10 protein-coding genes and 2 pseudogenes are annotated in these 16,321 nt (G+C 53.7%); 6 read left to right on the top strand and 6 right to left on the bottom strand.

What is annotated here, in order from left to right:
* Positions 1–44: 44 nt before the first annotated feature.
* Positions 45–207, bottom strand: a pseudogene (locus C2R22_RS26605) (IS1595 family transposase); the annotation flags it as partial.
* An 857-nt stretch (positions 208–1,064) separates the two neighbouring features.
* Here C2R22_RS26605 and orc4 point away from each other — a divergent pair.
* From orc4 to C2R22_RS25360, 4 genes are all read left to right on the top strand, one after another.
* Positions 1,065–2,297, top strand: coding sequence for a DNA replication protein Orc4 (orc4, locus tag C2R22_RS21535; RefSeq protein ID WP_103427847.1), 1,233 nt, complete (start codon positions 1,065–1,067; stop codon positions 2,295–2,297).
* A gap of 440 nt (positions 2,298–2,737) precedes the next feature.
* Complete coding sequence (locus C2R22_RS21530; protein WP_103427846.1) at positions 2,738–3,013, top strand: antitoxin VapB family protein; 276 nt, start codon at positions 2,738–2,740, stop codon at positions 3,011–3,013.
* A 1,272-nt stretch (positions 3,014–4,285) separates the two neighbouring features.
* A complete protein-coding gene (locus C2R22_RS21525; protein WP_103427845.1) occupies positions 4,286–5,182 on the top strand; it encodes a ParA family protein in 897 nt (298 codons plus the stop codon).
* Positions 5,179–5,658 carry a hypothetical protein gene (locus tag C2R22_RS25360; protein WP_162562608.1) on the top strand — a complete coding sequence of 160 codons (480 nt, stop codon included), beginning with the start codon at positions 5,179–5,181 and terminating at the stop codon, positions 5,656–5,658. The genes C2R22_RS21525 and C2R22_RS25360 overlap by 4 nt, the downstream gene beginning before the upstream one ends.
* Before the next feature lie 318 nt (positions 5,659–5,976).
* Here the strand turns inward: C2R22_RS25360 and C2R22_RS25355 are convergent, their stop codons facing one another.
* Entirely contained in the window at positions 5,977–6,159 is a 183-nt protein-coding gene (locus C2R22_RS25355) for a hypothetical protein (RefSeq protein ID WP_162562607.1), read from the bottom strand.
* A gap of 528 nt (positions 6,160–6,687) precedes the next feature.
* Between C2R22_RS25355 and C2R22_RS25960 the strand changes: the two genes are divergently transcribed.
* The gene (locus tag C2R22_RS25960; RefSeq protein ID WP_216824872.1) at positions 6,688–8,931 is read left to right on the top strand and encodes a hypothetical protein; all 2,244 of its coding nucleotides are present in this window, start codon (positions 6,688–6,690) and stop codon (positions 8,929–8,931) included.
* 113 nt (positions 8,932–9,044) lie between these two features.
* Here C2R22_RS25960 and C2R22_RS21510 read toward each other — a convergent pair whose 3' ends face one another.
* The 3 genes and pseudogenes from C2R22_RS21510 to C2R22_RS25350 all read right to left on the bottom strand — a co-directional run bounded on the left by C2R22_RS21510 (position 9,045) and on the right by C2R22_RS25350 (position 11,420).
* Positions 9,045–9,860, bottom strand: coding sequence for a hypothetical protein (locus C2R22_RS21510; RefSeq protein ID WP_103427844.1), 816 nt, complete (start codon positions 9,858–9,860; stop codon positions 9,045–9,047).
* Positions 9,861–9,978: 118 nt separating this feature from the next.
* A pseudogene (locus C2R22_RS21505) lies at positions 9,979–10,689 on the bottom strand (RNA-guided endonuclease InsQ/TnpB family protein); the annotation flags it as partial.
* An 8-nt stretch (positions 10,690–10,697) separates the two neighbouring features.
* Positions 10,698–11,420: a hypothetical protein gene (locus C2R22_RS25350; protein ID WP_162562606.1), complete on the bottom strand. Its 723-nt coding sequence runs from the start codon at positions 11,418–11,420 to the stop codon at positions 10,698–10,700.
* Positions 11,421–12,934: 1,514 nt separating this feature from the next.
* On the opposite strand from C2R22_RS25350, the gene C2R22_RS21490 reads away from it, so the two are divergent.
* The gene (locus tag C2R22_RS21490; protein ID WP_162562605.1) at positions 12,935–14,002 is read left to right on the top strand and encodes a hypothetical protein; all 1,068 of its coding nucleotides are present in this window, start codon (positions 12,935–12,937) and stop codon (positions 14,000–14,002) included.
* A 322-nt stretch (positions 14,003–14,324) separates the two neighbouring features.
* Here C2R22_RS21490 and C2R22_RS21485 read toward each other — a convergent pair whose 3' ends face one another.
* A complete protein-coding gene (locus tag C2R22_RS21485) occupies positions 14,325–16,247 on the bottom strand; it encodes a T9SS type A sorting domain-containing protein (RefSeq protein ID WP_162562604.1) in 1,923 nt (640 codons plus the stop codon).
* Positions 16,248–16,321: the final 74 nt, after the last annotated feature.

Genomic DNA, 16,321 nt, shown 5'->3' with positions numbered 1-16,321 from the left:
CGACACGATCCAGATACTGAAACGCCATAAGCAGAGGATTCTCACGTGTGGATGCTCGGATGGTACAACGTGGGCACGTCATCTGCGTCCAGAACTCCTTGAGTCGCCGCTCGATGCTCACATCAAGTGGCTCCCTCTCAGTTCGAACACGCCACACTCGACGCGCTGGCCGCGCTGGCGAATCAACCGGCCGGACGCTGCTGACATAAAAAATATTCCGCCGATACTCGCCGGAATGCACCGAATATTGGGCTGCTCCACGCTGCTACGTACGAACGACGCGAGAGCAACCGATGTCCTACGAACCACCGGCCCCCGGCGAACCTCGTAACACCGACGAGCCTCGCAATAGAGACTTGGACGTTGCCACGTAAGACGAAGCGCTGTCTGGGAAAAAGGAATGTGAGAGTCGTCTCGAGGAGATATCAGACCGATTGGGGAGGGAAGACACCCACCCACGTTTCCGTCGTAACTTGAGGCTGTGAAGGAGGTAGGACCGATACTAAGTCCATCACACCCCCCATGTTTCCGTCGTTTCCCTACGACAGCGTAGGACGAGACCAAGATCAGTAGTATACAGATATTAGCAATATTATGTTAAAGATTATCTAGATATAAACTAAGATCTGTCTGACATAGATTAAAATAGTATCAGTGAGAAACGCTCATTAAGCATGCTTCGCTTGGTATAAGGAGAAGAGGTACTTCGCTCTCCTCAGGCGAAACAAACCTCTTTAGATCTTCCTTCAGACGTCTATTTGTGGACGGCAATAGCGCTCTTGTCCCGGTTCTTCCGTCGTGGACGTCCTCTTCAACTCCCCTCCCCTGCCGGTATGCGATTACGACGGAAATGTAGGGTGTGTGGGTACGAGCTTCGAAATCATGACCACGCTACCGTCTCTAGGTTTTCTACCCCTACGTCGGAAATGCGGTTATATTATCAGTAGTCCGATTTCACCGAATTAAGCCATTTTACGGCTGATCCTGGATAAGTAACGTCGGAAACGTGGGGTGGTTTCCTCCACTAGATTTATACTCCATCCGCTCACATCGTGTGATACTTAATGACGCCCGACTCTTCACCCAGTTCTGTCGACGACCCACTGTTTGAATCCGGGCATCGTATCTTCGCGAACAAGGATCTCCTGAAAATCGGTCACGTTCCGGAAGCTGACCGGATCGTCGGTCGCGATGAGGAGATCTCGAAACTCGCCAAACGTCTCAACGGCGCTGTCCACGGGTACTCTCCAGAGAACGTGATGATCTACGGGAAGACAGGGACTGGTAAATCTCTTGTTTCAAAACACGTCAGTCAACGGGCGCAAAATGCCGCCCAAGACGGTGTAGAGATTGGAACAGCGTATATTGATTGTGCTGAGGACAATACCGAGACTCAAGCTGTCTCATCTCTTGCGGCGAAATTGAACGATGAATCAACTACTGGAATCACCGTCCCTCACACTGGTCTCAGCACGTCGAAGTATTACAAACTCCTCTGGAAGACGCTTGACGCACAATTTGATTCTGTGATCATCATCTTGGACGAGATCGATCTAATGAATGACGATAGCGTCCTGATGAAACTCTCACGAGCTGAGGAAGCAGGGAAGATTAACTGTAGTGTAGGCATCATCGCGATCAGTAACAAGATTCAGTATGTCGATAACGTCAACGAGCGCGTGAAAAGCAGCTTCCAGCACAAGGAACTGTTCTTCAAACCGTACGATGCGAACCAGCTTCGCGAAATCATGTTCAATCGGGAGGACGCCTTCCAGGACGACGTTCTTTCCGAGGACGTGATTCCGCTCTCAGCTGCTTTTGCTGCGCAGGAACACGGCGACGCTCGGAAGGCGATTGATATTCTTCGTCATGCTGGGGAGGTCGCATTTGAGGCCGGTGCAGAGCAAGTGACGGAGGAACACGTTCGGCAAGCTCAGCAACATGCCGAAAAGGACCGGTTTAGAGAACTCGTGAACGGTGCGCCCACGCAAGCGAAAGCCGCGCTACTCGCACTGACCGAATTAAGCGTCAACTCCAACGACGAAGCCTTCCTCACGAGCCGGGTGTACGACCAGTACGAACGAATCTGCAACCACCTCGATATGGACATCCTCTCGGTTCGACGATTCCGCGACATTCTAAAAGAACAAGCGTTCCTCGGGGTCATCGAAATTGAAAAGATCAACAAGGGTAGTGCAGGTGGAATTCATCTTCAGAACCGTCTCATCGAAGACCTGCAAGTCGTTCGCGAAACGATCCTTGAGGACAGTCGGATGCAGGACTGGACTCGAGAGTAGCTTCTCCCCACTCACTGGACTCCCTGAACGACGGAAATGTGGGGTGAGGCGTAAGGAAACGACGGAAATGAGGGGGCCAAAAGTTACGACGGAAACGTGGGGTTCGATGGGTCCGGCGGAGACGTCGGAAACGTGGGGGGGTCAGTCTCCCCACGACAGGTTTGCTTCTTGGTAGGTTGCCAGGGTGACTGGAGTTCGTCCTTGGCCCCTCTCGTCCTGGTAGTCCTAGCCAGCCTCTCTTTCGACCTTGTTGTCGCCCTGTGCGCATCTGGATGCATCGATTAAGATACCCTATTCAATTCGAGAATTCTTCTCGCACACAGCGCGTGGAGGTTCCATCCGCCTCAATTTCTCCATCGCATCTTCTCAACTAGGCTCCACGCCCCGGTGTTCCGATGGCTTTGTCACTGCTTTTGTGTCCACGGGGGTAAACACAAGTCATGGGAACAACTATCGATCTTACAGAAGACGTGTATGAACGTCTGAAAGCTCGTAAACGAGACGATGAGAGTTTCACAGACTTGATAACTCGGCTTCTGGACGAGACGGCAGCCGATTGGCGTGAAGGATTCGGGACGCTTGACGCGGACGAAACTAAAGAACTTGAGCAAGCAGTCAAAGCGTCTCGCGGTCGGATGAGTGAAGGACTTACGGCACGACAACAGGAGGCACTCAGCAACCTCTCCGATGTCGAGGACACTGATGAAACTACTTGACCACCAAGTTTCCTCATTCGTTACTGAGCGCGGGGCGTGAGGCCACTCGAGACCATTTCTGTCATTATTTCAGTTGCCCCTCGATTTGTAGTTGTCATTCTCAGTCTGAACAAGGCATCCTCCTCAACCAACCGTAGATTTAGCCGGATGAACGCTTTGAGCTGACGCATTTCCTCCCTCAGGCAACACTCGTCATCATGATTCCGCAGCGCGACTCGGTTGACGAACTCTTTTGTTCTGCAGAACTTGCTATGTCCATAATACCACGAGATTATCCATTCTTGTGTGATTTGAACTCACTTAATTCGGCGCTCCGTGTTTTCGGAGAGTCGTTGTCTGATATATGTTCAATCTCACTTGAGTAGTGAGGATCGGCTGGAAGTCTGTTTCGGAAGAGTAACCGCGAGTTTGATGACTACTCAACAGAATTCATGGATATGCAAACAGACGTAGCCAAGACTCGACTGCAGGATGCAGGAATTACAGCTTGGCGAGTAATTGTCCTTATTACCGCTACGATACTCGTACTCGTGCTTTACATCGGCATAGCTTTCCTAGTTTATCGAGGCGAGATGTCTGACGGGCCGCTGGTCCTGTTTACAGGGGTGATACTTGGGTATATACTGCGATCGGTACGCGGATGGATTTAGCCGAATCGAGGCGCTAGCCTCCTTCTTCAGAGAGCGACGAAGAAAAGATGCGAGCAGGGAGGAGATACAACATCGTACGGTTCTCATTCACTCTACGGTTGCAGGCCCGTAGACCCATGCAGTGGAACTCTGGGTTTAGGGTCGTGTCCGGCGTTTCTATTGCAGATCAAGCTTCGCTCTTACGCAAAGCTACGGAATGAGTCGATCTGGAGTCTCTATGTTGGGTAGCATATGAGACATCGATAGACAGCAGCGAATCGGGACGCTTGCTCTGTTGCGTCTCCGTAGCTTTACGTAAGAGCGCCAAGCTTAACCAACAATTGGCTCTCTCTATCACCTTGTTGGTTAACCGTGTCGACAAGCCCGCCTCGCGTCTAGCGATGCAAGAGTGAGTTCTCCTTCAAAATATGTGTTACAAATGCTTGTTACAAATTAGCGCTGCAAACATTGGTTCATGTTAGTGTATGAATTGTCTGTTACAAGTGCATATTCCAAATGCATGTTGCAAACGCTTGTTACAAATAGTTGTATTAAATGATTGATTGAATTGTTGTAATCAGTTGTTTAGTGCATTTGTAGCGTCTGACGTAATCTTATATTTGTAGCAACTGAGGGTTTTCCTATGCTCTCGTACGCGGTGTACAGTGAGGCAGGTGGCGTCGGCAAAACGACGATGACAGCAAATCTGGCCGTAGCACACGCCAGAGCCGGACTCGACGTGCTCGCAGTTCCGCTTGACCCGCAAGACGGAGACCTGAGCTACCTCTTTGACGTCGACCAGGACCGTGCCAACAGCGAGGTTGACACTCTTGTTCACCACCTCGTTAATCGTAACAGTGGTGAATTAACCGATCTTATCAAGACGGTCGAACACGGGGTCGACATCATCCCGGAACATAACCGGTTGGAGGACTTAGCCGAGGCACTCCGGAAGGAACGCGATGCACGGAGCGATTTCGGAGAGTCATTCCCGATGTACACCCAGTTACAGCGGGTTCTTCGTGAGGCAGAAATCCATAAACAGTACGACGTTCTCATCGTGGATCCACCTGCAAGCTCCGGTCCACACCTCTACAATGCCCTAGACGCGACGAGAAATATCGTTCTTCCGTTCGAGCCATCGGGTAAGGGGCAAGCGTCGGTAAGTGGCTTGAACGACCTCGTAACGAACCTCGAGAGTCAACTAGAAATCAACATCGGAGTGTTAGCGGTCGTCCCGAACCGCGTGAAAGGGACTCGCGATCAAAAAGCGATTATTGGAGAGATTGAAGAGCAAGGATTCGACACTCCAGTCGTCTTCGGCGATCGCACATCGTTGCTTGAAGGATGCTGGCGAGAGAAATGTAGCGCCTATCGTTACATCCAAGAACATCGGAACCAGCGACGCGACTACGAACTCGAAACCCTCGCTCAATTCGACCGACTCGCCCGCCACTTAGAGTCAGAAGGGAACATCGAGGCTCCAAACCCACCAAATCCAGGTGAATTGGACCGTGACGAGACGGAGGTGAAAGCATGACCGGGCTTAAATCGGGGTCAGGCGACGACCTTTGGGGTGACGACACCGACGAAAAGCCCGACACTCAAGACGAACAGACCTCGAGCGAATCGTCATCAGATAATGTGAACTCGACGCCAGCCGAACAACAAGAACCCACCGAGGGAACCGAACCTGCTCCCTCTGACTCTGGTAAGATGACTGGTGGTAGTTCCCAGACAGAGTCGGATGGTTCGGGAAGTCAGCAACCGTATATCGTTCGTCGGGCAGTCCAGGATCGGTCAGTCCAATTCGAACGCGAAGAGCGGCTCACTTTCTTTGTCCATGATGACGTTGTGGACGGGGAACGGGAGTTGCTCTCGGAGGCTGAGGCTGCGGTTGGACGAAGTGTCCCTAAATTCGATTTACGTGAGGCGGTTTATCGGGCTGCCTTGCGGAACAGAGAGGATGTGCTCGTAGAACTCGTCCGGATGGGATACAGCATCGACGAAAAGTAGATAGCGTAGATGGCCGTGAACCACTTCGGGAACAAGAATTACACGACCCTGACTGTCGACAGCTCTAAGATCAGCATCAGGTGCCGTCACATTTGATCTTTCGTCGGGTGCGTCCTCAACTCCTGCTTGGAGTATTCTGTATAGCACTATACAGTATATGACTCGGTTGTTCGGGGCCTGTGGCCGGTCAGTCGGCCGAAATCGGCTGATAGGGACGTATTGAACATTACTGTGTCTTAGGACAGAAAGACACAGTAAATTGAGATGGGTGTCCGCCGTCTCCGCATCCGAATCGATGACAGACGCTGAGACCGGGGTTCAAGCGCTGAAACCGACCTCGACGCCGCCATCGACGCGCGGCTGGCCAGCCTCGACTCCGGCAACTACCGGGCGAACAACCAGATCGTCCTCAACGCGTTCAAAAAGTATCTCGAGGAGCAGCGTGGAGTCACGACTCTCGAGGATTTGGAGGTCATTGACTGCCGTCGATATGCACAGCATCTCCGCGGGCGCGTCCGCGGTCTAAGACGACGATGACTCTCTCTCTCTCTCGACCGCGTCAGTCCACGCAAACGGCCCGTACTTTACCATCGTCCGAGCGTTCCTCGGTTGGTGCGTCGACGACGAGCGAATACAGCTCGATTGAATCGCGCCAAGGAGGCGCTTTCGGAGCACCACGAGGACCGCGACAATCAGTTCCCGTCGGTTGAGGCTCGGAGGCCATGCTCGATTTCGTGAGCGAATGGCATACGTCGCAGTCGACGAGTAAGCAGGCGACCACGAACGCGTCGAACAGTGATCCAGTGAGGGGAAGCTTCAGCTCCTCTTTCCTTATCGACGCAGAGCTACCGGCCTCGACTCGGGACCTCGGCCTCGGCATCGTGATGCCGGCCAATACTCCCCAATAACAGACTGTACGCTATTCGTGAATAAATTTCAAACATAGAAAGACTGATTTAATCTTCGGCTGAGATGTATGGCACGACCAATCACAGGCGTCGCGGACGTCTCGAACGGTCCTCTTGAATCATGACCCGTCACGTCTTCACCACGGTGGGGTTGGTGGTCGCCCTCCTGATTGCCGCTGCGGTGTTCAGTTTCTCGGGAGCTGCCTCGCTCGTTGCATCGTCCGACTCAGCCCCGCCCGATTCGGGGGTCAATCAGAGCGACGACCCAACAGAGGAGCCGACGGAGACGCAGACTGAGGAACCAAGTGATCCTGAGCAAGAATCGACGCCGGAGCCGACTGAGGAACCAACAGAGACCTCGACGGAAGAACCCACCGAGGAACCAACGGAAGAGCCGACGGAGACCTCGACGGAAGAACCTACTGAGGAACCAACGGAAGAGCCGACGGAGACCTCAACGGAAGAACCCACCGAGACACCGACCGAAGAGCCCACTGAGGAACCAACCGAAACTCCGACCGAAGAACCAACCGAAACTCCGACCGAAGAACCAACGGAAGAGCCGACAGAGACCCCGGACCCACCACCGCCACCACAATCAACGCCGGAGCCGACGCCAACGGAGACGCCCACGCCGGAGCCGACTGACCCACCCGACGACCCGGAATCTGACACGTCGCTCACGTCGACTGATTCGGGTGTGTCGCTCACGGTCACGAACGCGACAGCCGGTTCCAGCTACGAGTACGAGGTGTCTGATCCCGACGCCGTGACGAACTTCGAGATCTCCGTCACGGGTGTCGAACGGACTGTCCCACAGACGTATCGGGGCACTTTCGGGCTATCCGACTCAGACACGCTCGCAATCGGTGGGAACGTCGACCCGACCGGGCCCGAAGCAGGAGCGCCCCGATTATCGATTACGACCTCACCAGAGACACTGTCACCGACCGCGACGGAGGCTGCGGACCTGGACTTCGGAAACGTCGGCGTCGCGGTATTCTCCGCCCCCGAAACACCCCTCGAGAGCGCACGCGTTTGTGTGAACACTGCGGCTGAAGGACGGACTGCGACGCTTGAGGTATCTGTCATCAGGGGCGACAGTCGGGATGGCGCGGTTTATCGAACGAATGCTGGGAGTTTTAGTGTCAGTGCGAGTGGTGACGTAGAGTGTGGTATAGTCAACCTCGACGGATGGAGCCCCGGCACGGCGTCCGAGGTCACCCTCGAAGTCAGAGCGACCAATGACGGGCGACAGGACAGTCTCGGGTTCTACCCAACGTCCGGTTCGTCGGCGACGCTCACGACAGTTCCGCCGACGAACATTGAGGTGTCTGCGGACGACGGCACATCCGCGAGCGGGCTGTCAGACGGCTCGACGGTCTCCTTCCCGGTGACGACCGACGCGACGTCACTTAGCTTCAGCGCGGCTGGGGCCGGAGAGATTAGCTATACGCTGTCGATGTCCGAACGTACCGTGACCGTCGATCCGGTCGTCGAAGTCAACGGAAATCCGACGAGCCACTCTGGGACACTCGCTCCCGGCGAGACGGCCTCACTATCGGCGGATGCAGACTGGATACAGGCCGGGACGAACACAGTCACGATCGGATTCGGCAACGACACCGCAGAGGTGACTCCCGAGCCACTCGTTGATCTCCAGTACACCCACGACTATCAGTCGGCCACGGGGCTATCGACCCCGACAGCAACGCCGAATTCGACCGATTCATCGACGGACGAATCAACCGAGACGGATAGTTCGACACCCGAAGATTCTGACGGGGACGACTCGGACGAGAACGAGGCTCCGGGTGGTGGAGGTGGCGGTGGTGGTGGTGTCCCTGACGTCTCCACCGACGAGAACAAGTCGGAGACGCCGACCGCTTCCGCGACGCCGACGTCGACGCCGGTCGAAAACTCCAGTTCCATCCTGACTTCGGAGTCGAACAGTTCGAACATGACCGTGCCGACCGGCGATGACACGGTCGTGACCGATGTCTCGTTCCAGTCTGACCGTATCTCTACGGACGTTGCAGCGACCATCGTGGTGACGGTCGAGAACCCCCAGTCGGTGGCGGACACGCATACGATCGAACTTGAGCTGTTCGGTGAGGTCGTGAGCTCCCAGGAAGTCACGGTGCCGGCGAACGGTGTGACGAGAGTTGAGTTCGTACACAATATCGTCGCACCGGGGACGTACACGGCGCGGGTTGACTCCGAAACCGCGAGGATAACCGTCGTCGAACCCGCTGAGTCGACTCCGACGCCGGCCGCATCATCGACTCAATTCCCTGGCTTCGGTCCCATCGCGGTGCTCATCTCCGTCGCCCTCGCGGTGTTCCTGTTCACCCGTCGAGAGTGACTGGGTCGAAACACCGATAATCGTCGGTGAAACCCGACGGCCACTGGGTGTAACGATAGAGAGCCCTTACACTGAATCAAGGAGAAAGCCCACGACTTTCGTCGTGGGAGAAGTCACTCTATGTATATGCAAATCAGTGTTGATCCGAGGTACCCAAAGCAAAGGCCTACATAGTGCACGAATGCACTCACAGTGTGATTATTCTGGATAACATTTTCAGGAAAGAGAAAAACTGGTGAAACTAGAAAGAATGTCATGGCAACCACCATTAGCATAAAATAGCCCTTCATCAACGGCAGTTCAGAGACGAGCCGCTGCACCTCCTCCTGACCGATCAAGTGGAAGTGGTGGTGGAGGAACAAGCCTGAGAGTACGAGAAGGCCAACAGCTGCAGGCACGCCGGAGTAGGTCGCTCCCACCACTGCCAAGACGACAAGGAAGAACACCATTCCAACCGACGGATACACCGCACTCGAGACACGCTTACGAATGAACATGACTATCGACACTGGAATAAGGCCGACGAAGGCCGCCGCAATCCCTGAAAATCCTGCTCCAGTTCCCCCGTGCAGGCGGATAATGAGTACCAACGCAATTACAGGTGGGCCGATAAATAAAAATACAAGAAAGATATACCGAAATAGCTGTCTCTCATTTGCCAGTATGAGAAATAGGTAACTGGGAAAGACACACAAACCGTACAGTGCGATATTTGTGATGAGGTGTATATATCCGTCGTGCACATACGAAGAACTCCAGAGTTGTATGATCGACGGATTGTCGAACTCCAGCAGCAACGATTGCTGCATTGACATTGGGAGGAGGTACACCGCCAGGAGCACAAGCGGTACCGTCAATAGCAATGAGATGTCAGAGACACGTATATTCTCGGATATATCAATCCAGATGGACTCGTCGTTCGGCTTCATCACGTTGGGTAGCGATAGATATTCTACTTGAATGGCGGTCGTAATTCAAACTATTGAATCACACGCTGCAAACTTAACGAAGCCCATCAGTCGTCGTGAACTACCCTACCTTACTCGCTCACCGCTTTTTCGTTCGCTCCTTGAGGGTTGGGCTTCTGATTCCACGACGCGCTTTGCAGATACGGACGTATCCACAAGGATTGCAGGCTCCACGGCGTTCTTTCGGAGTGTCCCACTCCTACGTCTTCCAGACCGCGAGAAAGAATGTTCCACGCCGCGTTCGCGTCCCTGTCTGCCTCGAACCCGCAGGTAGGACACGAATGATCACGGACCCACAGCGGCTTCTTCGTCAAGACACCGCACGCCACGCGCACTCTTTTATCGTTCTCTTCGGGTTGACTGCCACGAAGTGCGTCCCTTCGCGTTCGCACTTGCATTCGAGCAACGAGAGGAACGTTCGCCACGTCGCCGGCGCCGTGTTGCGACTGTTCGACGGCGATTCTTTCACCGCCACGAGGTCGTACTCCCGAGCGTAGTAGTTCGAGAGCTTGTGGAGGAAGTTGCGGCGCTTCTGTCGGAGGTCGGCGTGACACTCCGTGACCCGCCGCCATTGCTTCTTCCAGTGGTTCGACCCGTGCTGTTTGTGCGAAAGTTTCCGCTGCTCGCGTTCAAGTCGCTCCCGTACATCGGAGAGATCAAGCGACCCGACGGCGGTCCCGTCGGTGTCGTGGGCGTACTTGAGAATCCCAACGTCGATACCGACACATTTCTCGAGTTTCTCAGGCGGTTCGGGTGGTTCACAGTCCATTTCGATGCCGAAGGTGGCGAATCACTCAATCAGCTGTTCTGTTCGAGTATCTCGCTTGCAAGTTCTCTCTTGTTTTCTGAGATCTCGATCAAGCTATTCGTGAGCTCACGAAGCGAGGCACCAGATTCAGAAAGGTTGTCCAAGAACGTCTGAATCTCTCTGGAGAGTCGCTCGAAATCTTCGACGGCTCTCTGTGCACTTTCTCGCGCCGAACGCTCGCGATCGACTCTGTCGAACCGTTGGGCGTCGTTGAGTTCCCCGATTGCCTCACGCATCGATTCTAAAAAACCGGAGAGAGCTTCGAATCCCGATATCTCGGCATCGAACTGAGCGACTTTCGCGGTATAATCCTCTGCGGGAATTGCTGGCACGATAGACACCTCCTCGGCGGTGGTTTCACTCCGAATACGAGTTAGAAATCTAGTCGCATCTTCAGTATTATCCTCCAGTGCCACTACTGCAGATTCGATCGCGCCTTCTCTTTCGTTTTCGACCCCGTCGCGGCCGTTAACGACTTGACTATAGGCCTCGATTATGTAAGTTTGGATTTGTGTACAATATGACAGAAACTTACGAGCAGTTATTACCTGGTCGAAAGTTGGTCGCTGCCGGTCACTCACCAACGGTTTTGCGTCGGAAATTTCTCCCTGTGCATCAGAAATTTCTTGAACGACTGAAACTCGTGGAAATGTGTCTGTAGAGGCAGAAATATCGAGTAAAGATCCGCCCTCGGTCTTTGCATAGATGAACACGGCTTGGTTTAGCTCTCGGATTGCACGGTTGATTAGTCTGAGTGCACGCTCTTCCCGATCAGTCAGATCAGGCGTCTCGGTTTCTGTCTGAGTAGACGTTCGTGTTTCAGTCGCTGTTTCTGTGTCAGTTGGTGTCTCAGTTTGAGTAGGTGTAATCGTTGGAGACGAAGTTGGGGGAAGGGTGGTCGTGGAATCCGTCGCGAGTTCTGTCGGGGTTGACGTCTCTGTAGTTGATGAGGGAATTCCTCCGCAACCAGAGAGGAGAGTTGTCGCTGCGATTAGGAGGGACCGTCGATGCATATAAGTCAATCATGTTATCATGTGAGAAAAAACTGGGGTACAACGAGTCAGTCTCTCTTCACTGATCTCGTCGTAGCAGATATGCTGTCAACGATAAAAGCGCGAAGAGCGCGATCATACTCCCGAACCCGGGTGTCGTTGTCGATGTGGTAGGCGCCGGTGTCGGAGTCTCAGTTGCTGTTGATGTCGGTTCGGACGTCACGGTCGGCGTTGGTGTCGCTGTTGGAGAGGGGATTCGTGACGGTGTCTCAGTTGGTGATAGCGTTGGGTCGGGGGTCTCTGTCGGTGTTGCAGTGGGCGTAGGCGACGGTGTAGCGGTTGGCGTCGATGGTGTAGCAGTGGCGGTTTCGCGTGGTCCCGTACGAACGGTTACTGTTCGAGTAGCGTCTTCAAGATCACTGCCTTCGAGGATCACCTGGAAGGTACCGTCTTCTTGATCGGAGAGGTCCAGTTGAATCGACCCACCATCTGTCGTGATTCGGTCCGAAGAGGCGACTGATGCAGTGATATCGAGACCATCAGGAGCTTCAACAGTCACGTCGAGACGATCAGCTGTGGCGAAATTATACCGCGCAGTAACGGTAAGACCCTCACCAGATGGGTCCCACGCATTCGTTACATTCGCCCCATTTCGATTTTCAATGGTGACCTCAGTCACTCGTGGCTGTGTCACCACTAGTTCTGGGTCTTCATCAGAATCTCCAGAGACACCATATGTTCCGGTTGAAAAGTCACTGAAATCCGCAGTGGTAGGGTCAGGAACTGTTTGAACCTCTCCGTCAGCGTCGCCGGCAACCCCAATCAGCGTAGTGCTTGAGGTTCCGACTGTTCCACCACCGGTCAATTCCACGGCGGAGATGTCGAGTGTCTCGCCGACGAATACCCGAACTGGGGAGTGGTATCTGTGGGTTGGTCTCGAGGGGATGATACTGCAACAGCACCTCCAGAGACTACGAGGAGAGCTACTAACAGAGTAAGGACCGTTCTGAGGGCGTTCATCATCTGGTATCACTATAGGGTTTCGTGATTCTTTAGTTGCGTGTTCGGATCAATGACGTCCTCTTTGGCGTGACCATCAGGGTTCCTCGCGCTGAGTGTATCGGTTACTAACCGCAAAAGGGCATTCACCGTGTATCCGGGTATTTTGAGCTTAATCGCTTGGCAAACTATTATTTGGTCTATACTTTAGCGGTTCGTGACACTATACGTCCCTCATGAATAGGCGCGATCTTCTTGCCACGCTCGGACTAGGGTTGACAGCAGGATGCTCTAGTCGTGTCTCCCTTGATACTGAGGCGGGCCAAGCAGAAGCACTTGCTACTGATGAATTATCAGGGGTTGTGAGCACACCCTCTCCACTGTCTCCAACGCCACAGTCGCCTCCTGTGGAGGAAGCGATTCCTATCTCTGACGAATCTACGCCCACCCCTGAGGAGAACGTGTCTGTGTCCGTTGAGACCAGCACAGAGACCTCAAATCAGGTGAAATTAACCGACGAGGAGATTTATGGACTTGAACGGTTGGAGTCCGCAGATCAGCGGTTCACAGCCGTCGTCGAGGCGTTTATCGGTCAATATGGGGGTGAAATCACTGACGTTACAGCTGCCAGTACTGATCTCGTTAGTTCAATGTACGGAATTCGGATCGCGCTTGCGAAGGCACAAGATGGCTACATAAACGCTGCAGATTCGGCTGCCAATCAGGATCAGCGGGTTCAGGCTGATCAGATGGCTCGGTGTTGGCAATTTCTTCGACACACAATACAAACACAGCTCGCAGTAGTCGAAGGGTACATCGAATTGATGGATGCTTTTGAAGCATTCGAGCAAGACTCTCACGAGGTAGCGGCTTCGCATACTGGTAATTTCGTGAAAACGCAGCGGTTGGCTGTACGTCGACATGGTGATCTTCTCCAGTCCGCCACGGCTCAGGACATGGTTGCTATCGAATCAGTCTCGGAGGAACAGTATGAAGCAAAAATCAACCAACTCGCGAGCGATATTGCAGTGTACGCTGAATTGGACGATGCGCTTCAGGACTTCATAGAGGGAATCAAGTTTTTGCGACAGGGTAAAGCGTGGATATATACGGAAGACCGCCACGTTTCGCGAGCGAAAGACGCCGCCAAAGACGCACGTACTCACCTTCGTTCCGCACGGAAGAAGCTTGAGGCGATCAGGAGAACGAGTGGTGACAGCACGACCCTTGATCCGACTGTATTGTCACTTCGCACTCTTGCGGTGGAGAAAACTAAAGAATCGCAAACAATCATAGAGCGTTGATTTTATATCTGCGCCATCTGCATGATCGAAGGCTCGAACGCCAATATAGCCACCACTCCGGATGAAATCGCTCCGTCCCGGTCGAAGAGCCCCGGTCCCTAAGCGGGGCTGCGATTGCGGTCCCTCCGAAATAAGGAACCATGACAGACACCAATACCCTGATTGATGCCAGGCGCCTCGGCGCCCACATAATGGTATAGCTTGAGGAATATATTGGTTATGGTGTTCTATACCGTGTCAAGCCTTGTACCCACACCGGGACAATCAGTGTGAGAACTGGGCGATTGCCACAGGACTAACTCCACAGACTGAGCCGACCAGCTCACCTGCGACGGGCGGCGAAGCACACGATGATACAGAGCGCAATGAAAGCTGTGGTGACACCGAAACCAACCATCGATGTCGATGTTGCAGGCGTATCGCTTGGTTCTCTCATCGTTGTCTCAGTTGACTCCTCCACCGGCATCTCGGTCGATCTTGTCGTACGCTCATCATCCGGTTTCCTCGTCGGCGTTTGGGTTGGAATGTCTATTGATTCGACCAGCTCGAATTCAAGCGAAGTAGAGATCTCTCCACTATTCGTATGTAGTGTGTACGTACCCGTTTCGACAGCAGATAGATCTATTTTCGTTGACCACATGCCGTTGGAACCATCGACTTTCGCTTCAGATGAGGTGATGACACTGTGATCATTTCTGAGTACCTCAATGAAGATATCCGTGCCACGTTCTCTGTTTGAGTTTCCTGAAACCGTAACCTTTCTTGCGACAACCTGTCCGTTCGTAGTGAAGTCATCCACTGTCAGTGATGGGCTCTCTGCGTGGAGGGTTAGTTCAACGATCTGGTCGTCGACACCAGCACCCGTGTACTCGTCGTTGATGATCTCAACAGCTTGTTGTGACGTGAGCCCCGGCTGCAACGCACTCTCACCGAATCCATAATCGGACGCGTACTCCCCATCACGACCTTTGCTGATGACGAGGAACGTATATCTGCCCCGAGTGTCGAACGCGCCGTAATCCTCGGTGAACCGATCTCCATCGATATCGATTGATTCTACTTGGCCGGTAGTGCCATCAGTTCCAAGAAACCTCCCACGCGGACCGACAAGATACACGCGGACGTTGTCACCTTGGCCGACCGCTGTCCCGGATATGCTCACCACATCGTCTCCCGTCGCCGCGATCTCGTTCCGGGATATATTCGCCGTGAGTGATCCGGTACTCATCTGCAACGATGTGGTACTACGGACTTCGAACATGCGGAACGTGTCGCTATCGATCGATTCTGTCGCTCCGAGTTGCGCCGATCCTGGGTCTGCGACCGCAGCGATTCGATAGGTTCCGGGGAGGTTGATAACTCGATTCGTTTCGATCTCACTTTCCCATGTTCCATCGTTTGCAACTTCTGGTTCAGCAAGTTCAGCTTCGTCAGTGTACAATGGGATATACGAGCCATCTGTTGCGGCGTAGAGCTTGACGCGATCGCTCTCAACGGCGGTACCAGAAATCGTGAGAGCTTCGCCGATAGCCGCCGATTGCGGGCCGCGGATAGTAAGACGGCGCTCGAATATCTCCAGTTCTGCTTCGTCTTCAGATGTCCCTGCCAGTCTTTCAGCAAGCTCTACGTCAACCGACCCCGTCGCGATTCGTTCACTCTGGAGTCGGAGATCAGCTAACCCGTCGTCATCCAGGGCGACTACTGCATATACCACACCTAGATCGCTATCGGCCCCGATTGATTGGACCGCCTCTGTATCGTCGAACACCGAGCGTGCGGTTGGGGTGTTGACTACTGCTCCCTCTCGGAGGGTCGTTGTACTGATGCGCACGTATCTAACAGCACCGGGCTCTCCGGCGACGGTAACGATCGTGCTTTCGCCACGCGTAACGCGCGTCTTTGAGAGTGAAACGACTTTTTCTGAGTCACGTACGCGGAAAGTGACTGTCCGTGAAGCTGTATCGAGGTCATCAGCCCCTTCTGCGGTCACATTATACAGGCCAGTGTCGAGACTGCTCACGTTGAGTGTTACACTTCCTGCATTGCTGGTTACGGTCGGAGAGTCTGTGAGTTGCCCTGTGACATCCAATCCGTCTTCATCAACGACCGTGAGGGTCACGTTTTCGGCCTCCTCGAAGTTCGTGTCTACGCCGACAGTCAGTTCGCTTGTTCCACGAGGGATCGATTTATTCGCGACGTTGACTGTCGATACTGTTGCTCCCGGAGATATCTCAATATCGGACACCCGCGGTCTGACAACACTCACTTGTAGCGTCTCAGCAGACGAATCGAAAGCATATCCTCCAGTCTCGAACCCAT

The sequence above is a fragment of the Salinigranum rubrum genome, assembly GCF_002906575.1.
Taxonomy (GTDB): Archaea; Halobacteriota; Halobacteria; order Halobacteriales; family Haloferacaceae; genus Salinigranum; species Salinigranum rubrum.
Note: the sequence above shows the minus strand (reverse complement) of the source record. Positions and strands in the feature narration are given on the sequence as shown.